Origin of the sequence: Gemmata obscuriglobus (genome assembly GCF_008065095.1) — a bacterium.
Taxonomy (GTDB): Bacteria; Planctomycetota; Planctomycetia; order Gemmatales; family Gemmataceae; genus Gemmata; species Gemmata obscuriglobus.
In genome coordinates this window covers 5,211,060-5,228,369 of the sequence record NZ_CP042911.1, presented here as the reverse complement: position 1 = coordinate 5,228,369, position 17,310 = coordinate 5,211,060, and the positions used below count along the sequence as shown (strand labels likewise).

19 protein-coding genes are annotated in these 17,310 nt (G+C 70.2%); all 19 read left to right on the top strand.

Features of this window, described 5'->3' with window-relative positions; all coding sequences use genetic code 11:
* The first annotated feature begins 1,414 nt into the window (after positions 1 to 1,414).
* The 19 genes from GobsT_RS21880 (at position 1,415) to GobsT_RS21765 (ending at position 17,254) form a co-directional block, all read left to right on the top strand.
* On the top strand, positions 1,415 to 1,867 hold the full coding sequence (locus tag GobsT_RS21880; protein WP_109570925.1) for a hypothetical protein: 453 nt from the start codon (positions 1,415 to 1,417) through the stop codon (positions 1,865 to 1,867).
* A 537-nt stretch (positions 1,868 to 2,404) separates the two neighbouring features.
* A complete protein-coding gene (locus GobsT_RS39840; protein ID WP_197905096.1) occupies positions 2,405 to 2,599 on the top strand; it encodes a hypothetical protein in 195 nt (64 codons plus the stop codon).
* A 521-nt stretch (positions 2,600 to 3,120) separates the two neighbouring features.
* Positions 3,121 to 3,498: a hypothetical protein gene (locus tag GobsT_RS21865; RefSeq protein ID WP_010052548.1), complete on the top strand. Its 378-nt coding sequence runs from the start codon at positions 3,121 to 3,123 to the stop codon at positions 3,496 to 3,498.
* Positions 3,499 to 4,181: 683 nt separating this feature from the next.
* Entirely contained in the window at positions 4,182 to 4,655 is a 474-nt protein-coding gene (locus tag GobsT_RS38035; protein WP_157507133.1) for a hypothetical protein, read from the top strand.
* Positions 4,656 to 6,430: 1,775 nt separating this feature from the next.
* Positions 6,431 to 6,814 carry a hypothetical protein gene (locus tag GobsT_RS38030; RefSeq protein ID WP_010051517.1) on the top strand — a complete coding sequence of 128 codons (384 nt, stop codon included), beginning with the start codon at positions 6,431 to 6,433 and terminating at the stop codon, positions 6,812 to 6,814.
* Positions 6,815 to 6,877: 63 nt separating this feature from the next.
* A complete protein-coding gene (locus tag GobsT_RS21840; RefSeq protein ID WP_010033997.1) occupies positions 6,878 to 7,873 on the top strand; it encodes an IS701 family transposase in 996 nt (331 codons plus the stop codon).
* A gap of 113 nt (positions 7,874 to 7,986) precedes the next feature.
* Positions 7,987 to 8,115, top strand: coding sequence for a hypothetical protein (locus GobsT_RS40565; RefSeq protein WP_261340078.1), 129 nt, complete (start codon positions 7,987 to 7,989; stop codon positions 8,113 to 8,115).
* A gap of 882 nt (positions 8,116 to 8,997) precedes the next feature.
* Positions 8,998 to 9,612: a TapB family protein gene (locus GobsT_RS21830; RefSeq protein ID WP_010049974.1), complete on the top strand. Its 615-nt coding sequence runs from the start codon at positions 8,998 to 9,000 to the stop codon at positions 9,610 to 9,612.
* 134 nt (positions 9,613 to 9,746) lie between these two features.
* Positions 9,747 to 10,220 (top strand): hypothetical protein, encoded by a 474-nt coding sequence (locus GobsT_RS21825; RefSeq protein WP_010049973.1) that lies wholly within the window; start codon positions 9,747 to 9,749, stop codon positions 10,218 to 10,220.
* 146 nt (positions 10,221 to 10,366) lie between these two features.
* On the top strand, positions 10,367 to 10,852 hold the full coding sequence (locus GobsT_RS21820; RefSeq protein ID WP_010049972.1) for a hypothetical protein: 486 nt from the start codon (positions 10,367 to 10,369) through the stop codon (positions 10,850 to 10,852).
* A gap of 149 nt (positions 10,853 to 11,001) precedes the next feature.
* Positions 11,002 to 11,475: a hypothetical protein gene (locus GobsT_RS21815; RefSeq protein WP_010049971.1), complete on the top strand. Its 474-nt coding sequence runs from the start codon at positions 11,002 to 11,004 to the stop codon at positions 11,473 to 11,475.
* Positions 11,476 to 11,592: 117 nt separating this feature from the next.
* Entirely contained in the window at positions 11,593 to 12,048 is a 456-nt protein-coding gene (locus GobsT_RS21810) for a hypothetical protein (RefSeq protein WP_010043205.1), read from the top strand.
* Between the two features lie 115 nt (positions 12,049 to 12,163).
* Positions 12,164 to 12,607 carry an SMI1/KNR4 family protein gene (locus GobsT_RS21800; protein ID WP_010036179.1) on the top strand — a complete coding sequence of 148 codons (444 nt, stop codon included), beginning with the start codon at positions 12,164 to 12,166 and terminating at the stop codon, positions 12,605 to 12,607.
* 73 nt (positions 12,608 to 12,680) lie between these two features.
* A complete protein-coding gene (locus tag GobsT_RS21795; protein ID WP_010036162.1) occupies positions 12,681 to 12,983 on the top strand; it encodes a hypothetical protein in 303 nt (100 codons plus the stop codon).
* A 523-nt stretch (positions 12,984 to 13,506) separates the two neighbouring features.
* The gene (locus GobsT_RS21785; RefSeq protein WP_109570928.1) at positions 13,507 to 13,998 is read left to right on the top strand and encodes a hypothetical protein; all 492 of its coding nucleotides are present in this window, start codon (positions 13,507 to 13,509) and stop codon (positions 13,996 to 13,998) included.
* Between the two features lie 115 nt (positions 13,999 to 14,113).
* Complete coding sequence (locus GobsT_RS21780) at positions 14,114 to 14,527, top strand: hypothetical protein (RefSeq protein ID WP_010047339.1); 414 nt, start codon at positions 14,114 to 14,116, stop codon at positions 14,525 to 14,527.
* 1,128 nt (positions 14,528 to 15,655) lie between these two features.
* Entirely contained in the window at positions 15,656 to 15,976 is a 321-nt protein-coding gene (locus tag GobsT_RS38025; protein WP_157507046.1) for a hypothetical protein, read from the top strand.
* Positions 15,977 to 16,384: 408 nt separating this feature from the next.
* Entirely contained in the window at positions 16,385 to 16,774 is a 390-nt protein-coding gene (locus GobsT_RS21770) for a hypothetical protein (protein ID WP_010049655.1), read from the top strand.
* An 81-nt stretch (positions 16,775 to 16,855) separates the two neighbouring features.
* Positions 16,856 to 17,254 (top strand): hypothetical protein, encoded by a 399-nt coding sequence (locus GobsT_RS21765; protein ID WP_148087835.1) that lies wholly within the window; start codon positions 16,856 to 16,858, stop codon positions 17,252 to 17,254.
* The last annotated feature ends 56 nt before the right edge of the window (positions 17,255 to 17,310 follow it).

Genomic DNA, 17,310 nt, shown 5'->3' with positions numbered 1-17,310 from the left:
GTCCCCGGTGGGCTGAGCGGATCCGGCGGCGGCCGAACCAGGAGCTGAGCTGCAACGCTCACTCACCCTCTGGCGGAAGGAGGCGGCCGTCGGCCGAACCCCCCGCTGGAGCTGACAAGCCGTCGCGGGAGCAAGGGGAGACCGCCCTGAGAGGGGCGGCTTGCAGCTCAGCTCCTGGTTCGGCAACCCCGAGGCGCTCGATCGCGCGTGCGGCGGTTGTGGGCGTGTGGTCCGCGTGGGTGACGCCCGCGGGTCGGGCTCCGCGTGGTGCCGATCGGGTCTGGCGCGGCTCGCCGCCGCGAGGTGTGGTTGGGCGTGGCCGGGTGCGCATGGGGACACGGCGGTTCGGGTCGGTGGCGCTCCGCGTGGCGCCCGCCGGTGGTCGGCGCGGCTCATCGCCGCGAGGTGCGGTGGTGGGTGGCCCTCGGTGGGCCGCGACACGGTGGTGGGTGTCGGTGGTGGCTCCGCGGATGCGCGGTACGAGCGCGGGCTTCGCGGAACCGCAACTGCCAGCGACGAAGCCGAACCCGGCGCTGCACCTGACACCGCCATCTGAGTTGTGACGCATCGCTCATCCGGTGATGGCGGTGCAGGTGAGCTATTTGTTCGGCCACCCGGGCGTTCTGGAGCGCGCGGGCGGCGGTGGGCGTGTGGTCCGCGGGGCATCAGACGGTGGTGGCTCCGCGTGGTGCCGGTCGGTGGTTGGCGCGGCTCGTCGCCGCGAAGTGCGGGTGGGCGTGGCCGGGGGCGCGTGGGGACACGGCGGTTCGAGTCGGTGGTGCTCCGCGTGGTGCCCGTGGGTGCCTGGCGCGGCTCATCGCCGCGAGGTGCGGTGGTGGGTGGCCTCCGGTGGGCCGCGACACGGTGCGTCGAGTCGGTGGTGCTCCGCACGCCCGCACCGGTGGCACGGGCTCCGCGGATGCGCGACGCTCGGCCCGTGGCCAGGAACCGCGGTGCGGAGCGAGCCGAACCCGGCGCTGCACCTGACACCGCCCGCGAGTTTGTGACGCATCGCTCCCTGGGAGGGGGCGGTGCAGGTGAGCTTTATGTTCGGCAACCCTCGCGTGCATGAGGGCGCGTGCGGCGGTAGGCGTGTGGTCCGCGTGGGCGAACTCCGGTGTCGGGCTCCGCGTGGTGCCGGTGGGTGGCCGGCGCGGCTCATCGCCGCGAGGTGCGGTTGGTCGTGTCCTCCGGTGTGCGGCAGCACGGTGATGCGGGTCGGTGGTGCTCCGCTCGGCCGCACCGGTGGCCCGGGCTCCGCGGAGCCGCGACGCTCGGCGTGCGCCCCCGAACCGCGGAGTCATGCGAGCCGAACCCGGCGCTGCACCTGACACCGCCCGCTCGTTTGTGACGCACCGCTCATCCGATGATGGCGGTGCAGGTGAGCTTTATGTTCGGCACCAGAGGGCCGCGGATGAGCGACGGTCGTCTGAAGATGTTGGCGCACTTGCCGGCGTCGAGTGACTTCTCTCTGGCTGCGGCTGTCGCGTACTTCGATGGCCGACAGTGCGGTCGGCGGTCGGTCCAGGCCGAGTTAGCACCCGAAGCCCGTAGCCCAACCGGTTTCCGGGTGCGGTTCACCTCCTGGGCCGTGGTGGCGTGGTTGGAGGAGGGAGCGGAGGTGTTGGCCGACAGCGCAGAACTGGCCGCCGGCCCTGACCTACCGGCCCCGCCGGAGGTGGTCGCCGGGTGCTCCCGCCGGCTATCTGTGTGGTCCGACCCGGGTCTGACCGCCGACCGCCGGGCCAAGTTCTGGTGGCTCGCGGCCCAACTCCGCGAGCGGTTCGCGGCCCTGCACTACGACCACTTCGCAGTGCGGTGGCTCACAGACGCCGAACCCGGCGCTGCACCTGACACCGCCCGCTGATTCGGGGCGCACCGCTCATCGTGTGATGGCGGTGCAGGTGAGCTTGATTGTTCGGCCACCCGGGCGTTCTGGAGCGCGCGGGCGGCGGTGGGCGTGTGGTCCGCGGGGCATCAGACGGTGGTGGCTCCGCGTGGTGCCGGTCGGTGGTTGGCGCGGCTCGTCGCCGCGAAGTGCGGGTGGGCGTGGCCGGGGGCGCGTGGGGACACGGCGGTTCGAGTCGGTGGTGCTCCGCGTGGTGCCCGTGGGTGCCTGGCGCGGCTCATCGCCGCGAGGTGCGGTGGTGGGTGGCCTCCGGTGGGCCGCGACACGGTGCGTCGAGTCGGTGGTGCTCCGCACGCCCGCACCGGTGGCACGGGCTCCGCGGATGCGCGACGCTCGGCCCGTGGCCAGGAACCGCGGTGCGGAGCGAGCCGAACCCGGCGCTGCACCTGACACCGCCCGCGAGTTTGTGACGCATCGCTCCCTGGGAGGGGGCGGTGCAGGTGAGCTTTATGTTCGGCCACCTTCGCGTTCTGGATCGCGCGTGCGGTGGTGGGCGTGTGGTCCGCGAAGGTGACGCCCACGCGTCGGTGGTGGCTCCGCGTGGTGCCGGTCGGGGCGGGCGCGGCTCGTCGCCGCGAGGTGTGGTTGGGCGTGGCCGGGGTGCGGGTGGGGACACGGCGGTTCGGGTCGGTGGTGCTCCGCGTGGCGCGCGTCAGGGCGGGCGCGGCTCGTCGCCGCGAGGTGCGGTGATGGGTGGCCACCGGTGGGCCGCGACACGGCGATTCGAGTCGGTGGGGCTCCGCTCGGCCGCACCGGTGCCGCGGGTTCCGCGGATGCGCCAAGCTCGGCGTGTCGCCCGGAACCGCGGAGGCGAGCGAGCCGAACCCGGCGCTGCACCTGACACCGCCATCAGCCGCCGTTGTGTCGCTCACTCCATCCTGGCGGTGCAGGTGAGCTTTCTGTTCGGCCCCGCGCCGAGACCCACGGGGGTGGGCGCGATGTCGATAGGGTAGCCAGCCCCCCATCCCAAGTGGCTGGCCCGACCCGCGCCCACCCCCGAGGCGCGAGCGGATCGGTGTAGCTCATCTGCCGGGCTGCATGAGCGGGGCCGAATGTGGAGCTCACCTTCACGGGCAGCCCATGTTCGGCGTGGTGGGGCGCGGGGCCGAACCCTCCGCTGCACCAGACTCGCGCATGCAGAACTCGGGGATCGCCCCCTCCAGGGCGCGCGAGCAGGTGAGCTCCACATTCGGCACCCGAGGCGCTGATCCATGTCGCCACTACCAGAGGCCGCCACCGACGCTGAGTTGGTGGCGCTGGTCGATCGCTGGGTGGGACTTCTGGAGCAAGGCGACTACGAGGCCGCGAACGAGTTGATCCCTCCTGACGAGGGGCGCTGGGCACCGAACCGCGTGCGGTGGGCGATCGAGGGCTCTGGCGGACGCGCTACCGTCGCGGGCGAGTCGCGTGGGCTTCCCCAGCGCAGGGTGGTGGACCGCTGGGAAGCGGCCGACGGGTCCGACGCGGTGGGCGAGATTTGGTACGACCTCAACATCGACGGGGTGGCTTCCGACCTGACCGCGACGTTCTGGCTGGTCCGCGTGCAGGGCGGGCAGGTGGTGCGGCTCAAGGACATCCACGTCATGTAGCCGCCCGCCTGGAGCAAAGGCACGCCGAACCCGGCGCTGCACCGGACCCGGCCATGTAGTTTGTTTCCCGTTGCTCCCCGCGCGTCTCTGCCGCACACGGGTGTCGCGGCCGGGCCGGTGAGCTTCATCGTTCGGCACCGGAAGGGGGATCGGATGCGGGTGCGGTGGCTTGTGGTCGTCGTGTTACTCGGTGCGGGGTGTGCCGGTTATTGGCTGTCACCCTGGGGCCGGCACGCGGAATCGGCCACACGACAGGAGCGACCGTTCGTCTCCCTGGAAGCCGTCGTGGCCGGATACGATGGGTGGGAGGTCGTGGCCCCGCCCCGATTGCCGGGACCATACCGCAAATCCCTTGCCGGCGGTTCATGTCTCGGGCCAGGTGGGTCGATGATCTGTCGGGCACAGGACGACGACGGCACAGTGATCGAAGAAGTACGGCTGCAGGGCGCCCCGGCCTACGCTCAACTGGTCGTGAGCTTGGACACCGCGAGCGGAGGACGCACTCTCGTCGTCATGCGCCGACCGCGCTGAGGACAGAGCCGAACCCGGCGCTGCACCTGACACCGCCGGCTGACTTGGGACGCACCGCTCATCCGATGGTGGCGGTGCAGGTGAGCTCTTTGTTCGGCCACAGAGGCTCTCGTGCAAAAGCACTCCGCTCTAGTACGGGCCGACAACCCAAGGTGAACGCGGTGCTTCGTGTCATCGGCTGGACCCTGGCTGCGGCTGTTGCTGGTGCGGTGCTCGTTTTTCTCGGTGCAGTTGCCTTCGTCGAATTGATCCAGCCCCGGATGTTCCCTCCCAAGCCCGGGGAGGGCTTCAATGCCCTCGGGCTTGTTCTCTATCTCTTTGGCCCCCCCTGCGGGGCGGTGATCGGAGCAACGGCCGGGTTGGTCTGGTCGCTGTACCGGTGGAGGCGACCCGACAGGGCGCCGGCCAATCTGTTCGGCTACCTGTTCAGCGGTCTGGTCGCCACAGGCGTGCTCTGCTTCCTTCTCCTAGTGGTGTTCCGGGGAGGGCAAGTAAAACCACTCGCCTGGCTGCTGGTGGGTGGGGTGACGGCGGACGCCGTGGTCGGGGCTGCCGCTTGCTTCTGGCTGGGCGCCCGATCGACACGGTACGCCGAACCCGGCGCTGCACCTGACACCGCCCGCTGACTTGGAACGCACCGCTCATCCGGTGATGGCGGTGCAGGTGAGCTTTATGTTCGGCAACCATCGCGTGCATGAGGGCGCGCGTGCGGCGGTGTGCGTGTGGTCCGCGGTGGTGAACCGCGCGCGTCGGGCTTCGCGTGGTGCCGGTTGGGGCTGGCGCGGCTCGTCGCCGCGAGCTTGCGGTGGTTGTGGCCGGGTGCGGATGGGGACACGGTGGTGCGGGTCGGTGGTGCTCCGCTGAGACCGATCGGTTGCGGGCGCGGCTCATCGCCGCGTGTGGCGGTGGTGGGTGGCCCCCGATGTGTCGGGACACGGCGCCGTGGTTCGGTGGTGCTCCGCCCGGTCGCACCGGTGGGCGGGCATCCGCGGATGCGCGGCGCGGATGTGAGCGAGCCGAACCCGGCGCTGCACCTGACACCGCCCGCTGACTTGTGACGCACCGCTCATCCGGTGATGGCGGTGCAGGTGAGCTGTTCGTTCGGCAACCACCGCGTGCATGATCGCGCGTGCGGCGGTGGTGGGCGTGTGGTCCGCGTGAGTAAACGCCGCGGGTCGGGCTCCGCGTGGTGCCCGAGTGCGACGGGCGCGGCTCATCGCCGCGAGGTGCGGTTGGTCGTGGCTGGCGGCGCGTGGGGACACGGCGGTGCGGGTCGGTGGTGGCTCCGCGTGGTGCCCGGGGGTGCCGGGCGCGGCTCATCGCCGCGGGTGGCAGTGGGTGGCCTCCGGTGGGCCGCGACACGGCGCATCGGGTCGGTGGTGCTCCGCCCGCCCGCACCGGTGGGCGGGCTTCCGCGGATGCGCGGCGCGGACGTGAGCGAGCCGAACCCGGCGCTGCACCTGACACCGCCATCGGGCTTGGGACGCACCGCTCATCCGGTGATGGCGGTGCAGGTGAGCTGTTCGTTCGGCCACCCTCGCGTGCTGGAGCGCCCGTGCGGCGGTGTGCGTGTGGTCCGCGTGGGTGAACCCCGCGCGTCGGGCTCCGCAGAGTGCCGGTGGGCGCGGGCGCGGCTCGTCGCCGCGAGGTGCGGTTGGGCGTGGCGGGCGGCGGGTGGGGACACGGCGGTTCGGGTCGGTGGCGCTCCGCCAACACCGGTCGGTGGTCGGCGCGGCTCGTCGCCGCGAGTGGGGGTGGTGGGTGGCCTCCGACGTGCGGCGACACGGTGCTCCGGGTCGGCGGTGCTCCGCGTGGCCGCATCGGTGGCGCGGGCATCCGCGGATGCGCGGCGCGGACGTGAGCGAGCCGAACCCGGCGCTGCACCTGACACCGCCATCGGCCACCGTTGTCATGCGCACTTCATCCTGGCGGTGCAGGTGAGCTTGTTGTTCGGCAACCACCGCGTGCATGATCGCGCGTGCGGCGGTGGTGGGCGTGTGGTCCGCGTGAGTAAACGCCGCGGGTCGGGCTCCGCGTGGTGCCCGAGTGCGACGGGCGCGGCTCATCGCCGCGAGGTGCGGTTGGTCGTGGCTGGCGGCGCGTGGGGACACGGCGGTGCGGGTCGGTGGTGGCTCCGCGTGGTGCCCGGGGGTGCCGGGCGCGGCTCATCGCCGCGGGTGGCAGTGGGTGGCCTCCGGTGGGCCGCGACACGGCGCATCGGGTCGGTGGTGCTCCGCCCGCCCGCACCGGTGGGCGGGCTTCCGCGGATGCGCGGCGCGGACGTGAGCGAGCCGAACCCGGCGCTGCACCTGACACCGCCCGCTGACTTGGGACGCACCGCTCATCCGGTGATGGCGGTGCAGGTGAGCTGTTCGTTCGGCCACCGGAGGGGACGCAGCGGATGGGAGACGGTAAGAACCGCACTGCGGGCCGGCGAGCCAAGTTCGTCTTCAGCTACCGCGAACATGACGTGCCGGAAGTGTGGTCCGACGAGGTTGACGGCCTCCACGACGCATTCGCCTCCGACTCCGGTGTGTGGGGGTGGCAGGAGCAGGAGTTACCCGAAGGCGACCTCGCCGACTCTTGCGACCCCGGAGTTCGGAGCATCGACGACTTGGTGACTGTCGCCCGTGAGTACTTCGTAGCCCAGGGGCAGCAACCGGAGTGGCTGGTCCGCATCCCGTTCGACAAACTCGCAGTGCTGATGGACCGTGGGGGCTGGTCGTTCCTGGGCGGGGTGTTCGGGGAGTTCGTGGGCAACAACAGCGACACGGAGATCGAATAGGACTTACGCAGTTGCGCTGGCGCAGGATTTGCGCATGGTGTGTTGTTGGTCTATGATCGGGCCATGAACGCACCACGTGCGAGCGCCGAGGACTACATCCAATTCCTGATCGCCACCCCCAAGGTGGCGTCGGCCGCGGAAGCCGCGCGAGCCCAACCGGACCATCCGACGGCGCCCGCGCATGATGCGTTCACCCGACTGCTGCACCGGCTGGAACCGGACCCAGCGGCGTTGTGGGACGAAGCCCGGTCGTCGGTCCGCCCGGGCGGTGCCGTGGTGCTCGACGACTCGGTGCTGGACAAGCCGTTCGCCCGGCACATGGGGCTGGTGCGCCGGTGCTGGTCCGGGCGGCACCGCCGGGTGGTGAGCGGGATCGGGCTGGTGACCCTGCTGTGGACCGACGGGGCCGCCCTGGTACCGTGTGATTACCGGCTCGCCGACCCGGCCCGAGCCGAGACCAAGAACGACCACTTCCGAGCCATGCTGGCGGTCGCCAAGGGACGGGACCTGTCGCCCCGGGTGGTACTGTTCGACACCTGGTACTCGGGCAAGGACAACCTGAAGGCGGTGCGGGCCCTGGGGTGGCACTTCCTGACCCGGGTGCGGAGCAACCGGCGGGTGAACCCGGATCGCACGGGCAATCGGGCCATCGAGGGGTGCCCGATCGGGGCCGCCGGTACGGTGGTGCACCTGGAGGGGTTCGGATTGGTGAAGGCGTTCCGGATCGCCACCGGTGATGGGGGCACGGAGCATTGGATCACCAACGACCTCGACATGGACGAGGCCACTCGTGCGGTTCTGGCCGGGCACGCGTGGGGCATCGAGGAGTATCACCGGGGCCTCAAGCAGCATTGCCACGTGGACCGGTGCCAGGTGCGCATGAGCCGGGCCCAAGCGGTCCACATCGGGCTCGCGATCCGCGCGTTCCTGCGGCTCGAGTGGCACCGGCTCAAGTCCGGCGTCAGTTGGTTCGCGGCCAAGACGGCCATCGTGCGCGAAGCGGTGCGAACCTACCTCGCCGCACCTACATACCTACTTACCCAAAAGTCAACTACGTAAGTCCTATCGAAGTCTTCCTTGAGAAGGTGGCGGTGAGTTTCTCCGAGCGATGGTGATCGGGCACGGCTCTGGCGCTGGCCCGTCAGATGGATGTGTCGCGGGAGTTCTCCGCGATGCCGGTCCTGGCCGACGCGCTCCAAGACGTCGGGTGCGAGGACGAGCAGTTGCTCGGTCACTGCCGCAGCTCCGGTCCGCACGTCCGGGGCTTTCGAGTGGTGGACTTGGTGCTTGGCAAGGACTAGGCTCAAGGCCGAACCCGGCGCTGCACCTGACACCGCCATCTGATTTGAGGCGCATCGCTCATCCGGTGATGGCGGTGCAGGTGAGCTGTTTGTTCGGCAACCCCGAGGCGCTCGATCGCGCGTGCGGCGGCGGTGGGCGTGTGATCCGCGAAGGTGACGCCGGCGCGTCGGGCTCCGCGTGGTGCCGGTCGGGGTGGGCGCGGCTCGTCGCCGCGAGGTGCGGTTGGGCGCGGCTGGCGGTGCCTCGGGACACGGCGGGTCGGGTCGGTGGTGCTCCGCGTGGTGCGCGTTAGGGCGGGCGCGGCTCGTCGCCGCGAGGTGAGGTGGGGGGTGGCCTCCGGTGTACCGCGGCACGGTGGTGCGGGTCGGTGGTGGCTCCGCGGATCCGCGGTACGAGCGCGGGCTCCGCGGAACCGCGACGGTGGGCGCAGAAGCCGAACCCGGCGCTGCACCTGACACCGCCATCTGTTCCGGGACGCATCGCTTATCGGGTGATGGCGGTGCAGGTGAGCTGTTCGTTCGGCCGCGTGGCGTGACCCGCAGAGGGTCGGCGCGACCGGCGGGTGGCCCCTCCCCGATCCGAGTAGGTGGCACCGCCCGCGCCGACCCCTGCGGCGAAGGCGGTCTGGGTGGGTTCAGCTACGGGGCGTCCGGGGGCACGCGGCCGAACGGCGGAGCTCAACTGCGAGCGGGGCTTCATCCGCCCCGCCACGCACCCGAACCCTAAGTTGCAGCAGCGAGCCCAAGGTCGCTACAGGGACGGACCGCATACCGGGTCCGCTCGCAGCTGAACTCCGCCGTTCGGCACACAAAGGGCACCGGTGGATTGTCGGCCTCCCCCAGAACTTCATGTGCAAGTGTGTCTCCCGTTGAGGAGTGGCGATGAGGCAACTCTTGGCGATCGCGCTATTAATCCTCGCGAGCGTTGTTGCCGCGGCTCCAGTGCCAAAGGAGGCGCGGAAGCCAAATTGGCAGTTCCCGACCCTAGTCGGAACGGAGTGGGTGTACGAGACGGCGGGGCGGAGAAACGGCCTGACGACAGACACTATCGCCGAAGTCGGGCTAAGGAGGGGAGACCCGATGATCCACATTCGCAGTACCTTTGAGTGTGTGATCGAAGGGATGGAGACGTCTACCATCAACGCTACGAGGCTCATCGTCCGCGACGGGTGCTTGTGGGAGATGGCTGGAGATGCTCCCGGATTTCTACTGCTGAAGTTTCCACCGCGCGTCGGGGACGTCTGGGAGAGAAAGCACACCGCCTTGGCGTTCGACCGGACCGTCACGCGAGTGGTCGTGGAGGAACGGATCAAGGTTCCGGCGGGTACCTTCGACTGCGTGAAGGTCGAGACCCGTGCGTACACCGGCGACACGCTCGAGTGGACCGAAACCAACTGGTACGCCCCCGTGGTCGGGTTGGTGAAGAGCACCGGCGGTCCGATCAAGGAGCGGGCGAAGCTACTCAAAACCTTTACCCCCGGTCCGGCGGAGCATTGACCCGTAGCTCCTGGCAGCGCCAAGAAGCCGAACCCGGCGCTGCACCTGACACCGCCCGCTGAATGGGGACGCACCGCTCATCCGGTGATGGCGGTGCAGGTGAGCTTTATGTTCGGCTGAAGGAGGCCCCGACCATGAACCCGATGTGGTTCCTCATCGCCGCGGCGCCACTGACCTGCGCCGCGCCGGTCCCGAAGGACGCCGCCGCACCCCCGTTCGCGGTCGTCTCCGTCTCGTACACGGACAAGGACGACAGGCCGCAGACAGCCCCGTTCGCACAGGCCGAGGCCGTCCCGCCGCGCGAGGAGCCGCCGGGCAAGCTGCGCGTGCACATCGGCGCGTCGGCCGCCGGGCACGCGATCGTCATCAGCGGCACCGGCGCGCAGGGCCGCCCGGCCGTCCAGGCGATCCGGGTTGTGCTGCCCGGGCTCGACGGCGGGAAGGAGGAGGTCGTCAGCGTCAGCCCGAAGTACGCGGGCGGGAAGTGGTCGGCGACGATCGAGGCGAACACGCTCCCGACCAACCGCGTGTACCGCCTCGAGTTCGAAGGGCGGTGGGCGGTGGGCGCCGCCCCGGACGTCGAGCTGGCCATCGCCGCCAACCACTAGCTGGCGCCGCCGGTCCGGGCGCCCGGCCGAACCCGGCGCTGCACCTGACACCGCCGGCTGATTTGTAACGCATTGCGGCCTGCATCATGGCGGTGCAGGTGAGCTTTATGTTCGGCAACCGGAGGCGCGGAGGGTGAGGGCGAGAGGTGGACCTGCATCCTTATGACGGGGTGGAACGGCGGTTCCGCTACACCGATGTCCAACCGGGGTACGGGCCAGAGGCGCTCGCGCGGGTACTCCGCCTCTCCCGCCCACCTTCCGGTGAAGTATTGTACGACCTCTCCTTTTTCAGCGGGGGGATCGGCATAATCGACCATTTGTCGGCCTCCCTCCTGGCCACTCCAGAGTTATGGGCGGAGGTGGTTGCGGGGTTGGAAGCGCAATCCCTTGAAGAGGCGGCTAATAACACGGAATGGGCGGCGGAACTCGGTTGGCTGCTAACCGCCGCTGAAGGGCCGACACTGCTCCGCCCGGCGGCAGCGGCTTTCATTGCCCAGCACCGTCAGGACTTTCAGCCGTTATGCCACCCCGGAGACCGTATCTTGTTCGAGTGCGCGAGCGACGTGAACCACTGGGGCGTCCTTTGGGGAGATGACACCCGAATCAACTTTCTGGGCTACGACCAAGGGTAGTGCCCGAACCAGACCCCGTTGTTAACGGTACAGGCCGAACCCGGCGCTGCACCTGACACCGCCGGCTGATTCGGGACGCACCGCTCATCCGATGATGGCGGTGCAGGTGAGCTGTTCGTTCGGCGTCGGAGGCGGGATCGGAGGGCGTGATGGAGTTCTCGCCAGGGACCGATGGTGACCTCGCCGACATCGAGCGAGCCGCAGACGAGTTCCGATCCCTGTGGGGCTCGCTCCGGGCGATGCCGTTCCCGGCCCCGTTCGACGGGGGGCTTGGTGACATCCGGGCGCTGGACTACCTCGACTACGAGTCACTCGCCTACCCGCCCGGCGGGTTGCCGGCGGCGGCCCTGGTGTGGGGCCGAGTGCTGGCCCGTCAGAGCGGCCTCGCGTGGGCGCGGTGCAGCGTCGGCGGTCTGTGGCTGCGGGCCGGGGAGCCGGGCGGGCAGCTGGCCGTCTGGCCGCTCGCGCGGGTGGCCGAGGCACAGGCCAGGTCCAACCCGCAGGACGGCAAGTACGCGATGCTCATCGAGAGGGTACTCGCCGAGTGCTTGGACGGGTACTACGGGGTTGGCGAGGTGAGCGAGCGGCTGGAGCGGCTACGGGTGCAACTGGCCGGCGAGTAAAGGCAAGCCGAACCCGGCGCTGCACCTGACACCGCCCGCTGATCTGGAACGCATCGCTCAGCCGGTGATGGCGGTGCAGGTGAGCTCATTGTTCGGCCACCCGAGGGCGCTCGACCGATGGAGCCGCAGCCGTCGCGTTCGGTCGCTGAGGCACTGGCCGACGTCTGGTCGTGGCACCGCACGCCGCGTTTCCTCGACTACGTGGCCGACTCATTCGGGGTCCGCGTCGCCGACCTCGCCGCGTTCGACGCGCTGTACATCTACCAAGTCGCGGACGGCGACCTGGAGCGCGGGCAGTTCGACCACGGCAGCACCTTCCAGTGGTGGGAGGTGACGGACGCCGGGGTGCGGGAGTGCGGCCGGCCCGGCCGGTTGCTCGGCTGGCGAGACGCCCCCGAGAAGGTGCGGGGGTCGTTCTACCGCTGGCCGTACGTCAGCTTCCTGCACTGCGGGGAGCGGGTCGGGTTCGGCGAGTGCTTCGGGCCGGCCCTGCTCAACCGCAAGGCCGGGCAACTCGCCGCCGGGCCAGGCGGCATCGAGCTTGCCGGCGTGCAGGTGGTCTGGCGGGGGTAGCCCAGACGCCGAACCCGGCGCTGCACCTGACACCGCCGGCTGATGCGGGACGCACCGCTCATCCGATGATGGCGGTGCAGGTGAGCTTCATTGTTCGGCCACAGAGGGCTTGCATGTGAACGAGCGACTGCGGCAACTCCTTGTCGCGGCGTGGCACGCCTGCCCTGAGGAGGAACGCCACCCGCCGGCCGCCGAGGGCGACCTGCGGGCGTTCGAGGTCGAGTTCGGGACGATCCCGCCAGCGTTCCGCGAGTACCTGACGGTGTGCGGCGGGCGCGTGGGCGGTGACGGCGAGTGGATCGACGGGCTGCCCGAGTTGGCCGATTCGCACCGCCAGTTCCGAGCGGACAACGAGTTCTGGCACATGCGAGGAGTGTTCATCATCGGTTGGGATGGCGGCGGCAACCCGTTCGGCATCGAGCTCTCGTCCGGGCGAGTGCTGGTCGAGGATCACGACTTTGGCGGCATCCACGAGATGGCCCCTTCGTTCCCCGCGTTCCTGGCCGCCGGGTTATCCCCAAACGCCGAACCCGGCGCTGCACCTGACACCGCCGGCTGATTCGGGGCGCACCGCTCATCCGGTGATGGCGGTGCAGGTGAGCTTTATGTTCGGCACCAGAGGGACGCATCGGATGAGCCTCGTCGTTCGCCTGTGTGTGTGCAACGACGCTGACAGCGGGGCCGACCGGTTAGTGGAGGTCGTCCCAAGCGACTTCAGCGTCGCCCTTCGACCCGGCGAGGAGTGCGTCGTTACCGCTGTCGGGTTGGACGCGGTGCCGTCGCTGACGGTTGTCGAGTCGGCCTACGGCACGCATGTCATCTGCGAAGGCGGGGCCGCGGTCACCGTCGAGGGGCCTCGTCGATACCAGATGCGCGGTCTGGCAGAGGCGCCGCAAGAAGCCGAACCCGGCGCTGCACCTGACACCGCCATGTGATTCGGACCCCGCCGCTCATCCGATGATGGCGGTGCAGGTGAGCTATTTGTTCGGCTACCATCGCGTGCATGAGGGCGCGTGCGGCAGAGCTGGGCGTGTGGTCCGCGGGGCGTCCGGCGGTGGTGTGGCGCTCCGCGTGGCGCCCGTGGGTGTGTGGCGCGGCTCGCCGCCGCGCGGTGCGGTTGGGCGTGGCCGTCGGCGGGTGGGGACACGGCGGTCCGGGTCGGTGGTGCTCCGCGGGGCGCGCGTCAGGGCGGGCGCGGCTCGTCGCCGCGAGGTGCGGTGGTGGCCGGCCTCCGATGGGCCGCGCACGGCGCGTCGGGTCGGTGCTGCTCCGCTCGGCCGCACCGGTGGCCCGGGCTCCGCGGATGCGCGGCGCTGGACGTGTCGCTCGGAACCGCGGAGGCGAGCGAGCCGAACCCGGCGCTGCACCTGACACCGCCATCTGCCGCCGTTGTGGTGCTCACTGTATCCTGGCGGTGCAGGTGAGCTGTATGTTCGGCAACCCGAGGGCTTTTCGGCGGTGACAGCCTCAGACTGGTGGGCGTGTCTCGATCCCGATGCGATGGTACGGGCGATGCCTGCCGACCGCTACCAGCGCGAACTGCGGCTATTTGCGGCGGGGTGTGTCCGCCGCGCCTGGCACTTGCTCCCGCCAGGCTGCCGAGCCGCTGTCGACGCGTCTGAGCGGTTCGCGGCGGGGCGTATCGGCGTGTCGGAGTTGGCGTCCGCAGTTGCCGTCGCGGGCGGCGAGGCCCAGGAAGCGTTCCCCGGTCACTCGGCCCCGGACGCTCGCGGGTATGCGGCATCGGCCGCCGTCGATGCGTCGTCGGTCTGGCCCCGCTCGGCATCCAACGTGCTGGCCGCCACATCCTGCGCGGCATCGGCCGTCGGATGTGCCGCGGGCGAGGCCAATGCGGAGCGGTACGACGAGGCGTTCGAGGCAGCACGGGTTGCGGAGTTGGCGGCACAGGCGGCGCTACTTCGCGAGCTGGTCAGCCATCCGCCCGAGTAAAGGCACGCCGAACCCGGCGCTGCACCTGACACCGCCATCTGATTCGGGACGCATCGCTCATCGGGTGATGGCGGTGCAGGTGAGCTTTATGTTCGGCAACCCAGAGGGCGCAAGAATGCGATCCCGCGTCGCGGTCCTGGCGGTTGCCACCACCCTCTCGGTCGTGGCCGTCGTGGCGGTTCGTCAGCGCTCCGCCGCCCCACCTGAAGCCATCGCGGCAACAGAGCGCGTGGCCGCTGCGGTTGTCGCGTCCGATCGCACCGCGCTGGCCGTCGAGCCGCTGCTCCGCGGGGACGCGGGAACAGTCGATTGGCTCCTCCGACATCAGCCGGCTCTGGTCGGTGGGTACCGTGTGTCGGTCGTCCGGAATGGGGCCAGTGGTTATCACCTGCTTTCCGAGGAACTGGTGTACCACCTGGGCGTAATTGACACGCCAACGGGTACGATGCTGCTGGGCTTCCGCTCAACCGCGGACGGCGCGCTGGTGTTCGTGACGGCTTCGTTTTCGGACTTCCCAGCAGCTCGATAGAAGCCGAACCCGGCGCTGCACCTGACACCGCCATCGGGTTTGGGACGCACCGCTCATCCGGTGATGGCGGTGCAGGTGAGCTGTTCGTTCGGCCTGGTCGCGCCGGTTCTCTGCAACCGCGGGTTCCGGTGCGGCACAGTGTGGGGACCCGTCGCCCCCCTCCCAAGCGCGACGGCGCCGCCCCGGAACCCGGCCCGGGGTGGTGGTCCCGCGAACTCGGGGCTCGGCGCGACCAGGCCGAACCTCGTAGCTCAGGCGCGGGGTGCGTCACATCCTCGCAAAGCCTGCGAAGTGTGATGCGCCGCCGAACCAGACGCTGCAGGCGACGCGCGGTCGCGGCTCGGGAGCGCAGCTTTATCCAGCCGCGCGCGCCTGAGCTCCGAAGTTCGGCAACCCCCGAGGGCATGAGGGCGCGTGCGGCGGCGCTGAGCGTGTGGTCCGCGGTGGTGAGTCTCGCGTGTCGGGCTTCGCGTGGTGCCGGTCGGTGCTGGCGCGGCTCGTCGCCGCGAGGTGCGGTTGGGCGTGGCCGGCGGTGTGTGGGGACACGGCGGTTCGGGTCGGTGGCGCTCCGCGTGGTGCCCGTGGGTAGGGGCGCGGCTCGTCGCCGCGTGTAGCGGTGGGCGTGGCCCTCGATGGGCCGGGACACGGCGCATCGAGTCGGTAGCACTCCGCCCGGTCGCACCGGTGCCGCGGGCATCCGCAGATGCGCGGCGCTCGGCGTGTCGCCCGGAACCGCGGACGGCAGCGAGCCGAACCCGGCGCTGCACCTGACACCGCCCGCTGTATTGTGACGCACCGCTCATCGTGTGATGGCGGTGCAGGTGAGCTGTTCGTTCGGCCACCCGAGGGCACGGGATGAGGCTGTTCGGCTGGCTCCGATCGAAGCGTCCCGCGCCACCGGTGGCGCTGCCCGTGCGGTACGGTCTCGGTCCGCCGCCACCGAAGAAGCCCGGTGAATTGTGCCCGATCTGTGGCGGTGAGGTGATTCAGGTCGATTGTTGGTTCCACAGCGAGTTTCACTCGGCGTGGCGGGGCCGGTGTTCCGCTTGCGATACCGCCCTGTGCCGCTCGTTTGAATCGCCGTGGCAGCGCCCGTGCGTGGTACCGCCCGAAGCTTGGGGCGAGGTCGTGCCGGAAAAAGAGCTCGACGCGCTCACGGCACAGTTTGCGTCGCTCGGGTTGATGCCTTACGACTACTTCTGGAAGTCGCTCCTGACCGGCCGCCGATCCGGGGATGAGGTGCGGCGGGTCACAAGTACCGACGGCCGGGCGTGTTTCGTGCTCGTCCGCGGTGATCGACTGCTGGATACTTTCCTCGGCCCCGAGCCCAGCCACGCACAACAATGGCTGGCGTTAAAGGCCAATCAAGGAAGCTCGAACGCGGTGCGCAGCGCTCGGAACCAAGTGCCGAACCCGGCGCTGCACCTGACACCGCCATCGGCCTTGTGACGCATCGCTCATCCGGTGATGGCGGTGCAGGTGAGCTTTATGTTCGGCCACCCAAGCGTGCATGAGTGCGCGTGCGGCGCGCGCGTGTGTGGTCCGCGTGGGTGAACTCCGGTGTCGGGCTCCGCGTGGTGCCCGCCGGTGTGTGGCGCGGCTCATCGCCGCGAGGTGCGGTTGGGCGTGGCCTCCGGTGTGCGGCGGCACGGTGATGCGGGTCGGTGGTGCTCCGCAGGGCCGCACCGGGGCGCGGGCTCCGCGGAGCTGCGGTGCGGAGCGTGTGCCCGGAACCGCGGTGGTCCGCGAGCCGAACCCGGCGCTGCACCTGACACCGCCGGCTGATCTGTGACGCACCGCTCATCCGGTGATGGCGGTGCAGGTGAGCTATTTGTTCGGCAGGCAAGAGGCGCACCGATGGCGGAAGCCCCCGACAACACGGAGCCGCGGTGCCCTGCGTGCGGCGGGCGGCTCGGCGGGTTCGCCCCCGACGACACCGTCACCGGCATCCGCTGCACAGTCTGCGATTGGGTCGGGGCGGTTACGACCAACCACAACCGGCCGACGTTCGATCACACGCCCTACGACGTGTGGGTGGAGTGGGCCGGGCACGACCGGGGGCGGATCATCGCGGCGGTCGGCAACGCCCTGTGCATCGGGGTCAAGGCCGCCCGCGAACTGCTGGACGCCGGGTCGCCGGTCGCCCGCGGGGTGCAGGCGCTAGAGGTGCGGCGGCTGTCCGAGATGTTCCGCGGGCTGGGGCTGTGCATCCGCGTCAGCCCCGAGTATCGTTGGCCGCTGGGGTAGCCGCAGACGCCGAACCCGGCGCTGCACCTGACACCGCCCGCTAGACTGGGACGCATCGCTCATCGTGTGATGGCGGTGCAGGTGAGCTGTTCGTTCGGCGGCGGAGAGCGGAAGGGAGTTGCGATAGTCATCGAGTGTTGGATTCCCGAATGGCGGTTCCGGGAGTTCCTGGAGGCTGTTGTTTCGCTGATCGGTAGCCACCGTTCGAATCCGAGCGGGCACCAAGCCGCGGGCACAGTCCGTGTGGACGCGGGCGGTCGGCTCGACGAGTTCTACTGGCAGAGGCTGAGCATGATCCTCGCGCTCACCGAACGGATCAACTCGGACACGTGGGCCGGCTTCTCCTGGCACGGCCGGTGCAAGGCACGATGCGAAGTCCAGCGCGACGACGGGTACAGCGGCGTGTGTGTCCGGCTTGAGGTGCCGGCTTCCTGGGAGAGTCGTGTCGAGGAAGTCGTCGGCCGCTTCCGGGCGGAGTAGCAAAGGCACGCCGAACCCGGTGCTGCACCTGACACCGCCGGCTGATTCGGGGACGC

Coding starts and splice junctions, on each gene's coding strand:
- GobsT_RS21880 (WP_109570925.1), top strand. CDS start 1,415: ATGAGCGACGGTCGTCTGAAGATGTTGGCGCACTTGCCGGCGTCGAGT.
- GobsT_RS21865 (WP_010052548.1), top strand. CDS start 3,121: ATGTCGCCACTACCAGAGGCCGCCACCGACGCTGAGTTGGTGGCGCTG.
- GobsT_RS38030 (WP_010051517.1), top strand. CDS start 6,431: ATGGGAGACGGTAAGAACCGCACTGCGGGCCGGCGAGCCAAGTTCGTC.
- GobsT_RS21840 (WP_010033997.1), top strand. CDS start 6,878: ATGAACGCACCACGTGCGAGCGCCGAGGACTACATCCAATTCCTGATC.
- GobsT_RS40565 (WP_261340078.1), top strand. CDS start 7,987: ATGCCGGTCCTGGCCGACGCGCTCCAAGACGTCGGGTGCGAGGACGAG.
- GobsT_RS21830 (WP_010049974.1), top strand. CDS start 8,998: ATGAGGCAACTCTTGGCGATCGCGCTATTAATCCTCGCGAGCGTTGTT.
- GobsT_RS21825 (WP_010049973.1), top strand. CDS start 9,747: ATGAACCCGATGTGGTTCCTCATCGCCGCGGCGCCACTGACCTGCGCC.
- GobsT_RS21815 (WP_010049971.1), top strand. CDS start 11,002: ATGGAGTTCTCGCCAGGGACCGATGGTGACCTCGCCGACATCGAGCGA.
- GobsT_RS21810 (WP_010043205.1), top strand. CDS start 11,593: ATGGAGCCGCAGCCGTCGCGTTCGGTCGCTGAGGCACTGGCCGACGTC.
- GobsT_RS21795 (WP_010036162.1), top strand. CDS start 12,681: ATGAGCCTCGTCGTTCGCCTGTGTGTGTGCAACGACGCTGACAGCGGG.
- GobsT_RS21780 (WP_010047339.1), top strand. CDS start 14,114: ATGCGATCCCGCGTCGCGGTCCTGGCGGTTGCCACCACCCTCTCGGTC.
- GobsT_RS21770 (WP_010049655.1), top strand. CDS start 16,385: ATGGCGGAAGCCCCCGACAACACGGAGCCGCGGTGCCCTGCGTGCGGC.